Annotated in this window: 1 rRNA gene and 1 pseudogene; both read left to right on the top strand. The window is 73.7% G+C overall.

The features are described from left to right. A 5S ribosomal RNA gene (rrf, locus tag ACZ4VL_RS40470) occupies positions 1-91 on the top strand; the annotation flags it as partial. 159 nt (positions 92-250) lie between these two features. After that, a pseudogene (locus tag ACZ4VL_RS40465) lies at positions 251-1,056 on the top strand (tetratricopeptide repeat protein); the annotation flags it as partial.

The raw sequence follows: 1,056 nt of genomic DNA, 5'->3' as shown, positions 1-1,056 counted from the left end.
GCCCGGTTACATTCCGAACCCGGAAGCTAAGCCTTTCAGCGCCGATGGTACTGCAGGGGGGACCCTGTGGGAGAGTAGGACGCCGCCGAACAATCTTTCAGGACCCTTGGTCCAGCGTTCAACGCTGGACCAAGGGTCCTTTTTTGTTTTTCCCCTCTTTTACGCCGAAGCGCGGCCACGGTGCGGTTGCGCGAGAATGACTAGCGGTACCCCGAAGACAGGAGTCACACCCATGTCCAACTCTCCCGACGACCGTCCGGAGCGCGAGCCCCGTCGCAACGACGGCGGTGACCGGGGTGGCTACCGCGGGGGCCGTGACGACCGCGGCGGCGACCGCCCGTTCCGCCGCGACGACCGCGGTGGCCGCCCGTCCGGTGGCGGCTTCCGACGTGACGACCGGGGCGGCGACCGCCCCTCCTACCCGCGCCGCGACGACCGCGGTGACCGCCCCTCCTACGGGCGGCGCGACGACGACCGCTACGGCCGTCCCGCCGGCGGCGATCGCGGCGACCGCGGCGGTGACCGGGGTGGCTACCGCGGGGGCCGTGACGACCGCGGCGGCGACCGCCCGTCCTACCCGCGCCGCGACGACCGGGGCGACCGCCCCTACGGCGGCGGCTTCCGCCGCGACGACGAGCGTCCGTCCTTCCGCCGCGACGACCGCGGCGAGCGCCCCTCGTACCCCCGTCGTGACGACCGGGGCGAGCGTCCCTCCTTCCGCCGCGACGACCGCGGTGACCGTCCCTCGTACCCGCGTCGCGACGACCGGGGCGAGCGTCCCTCGTACCCGCGTCGGGACGACGAGCGCGGTGGGTTCCGTCGTGACGAGCGTCGCGACGACCGCCCGTCCTACCCGCGTCGCGACGACCGCGGTGACCGTCCCTCGTACCCGCGTCGTGACGACCGGGGCGAGCGTCCCTCGTACCCGCGTCGTGACGACCGGGGCGAGCGTCCTTCGTACCCGCGTCGGGACGACGAGCGCGGTGGGTTCCGTCGTGACGAGCGTCGCGACGACCGCCCGTCCTACCCGCGTCGCGACGACCGCGGTGACCGTAC

The organism is Streptomyces sp. NPDC029014, assembly GCF_055564695.1.
Note: the sequence above shows the minus strand (reverse complement) of the source record. Positions and strands in the feature narration are given on the sequence as shown.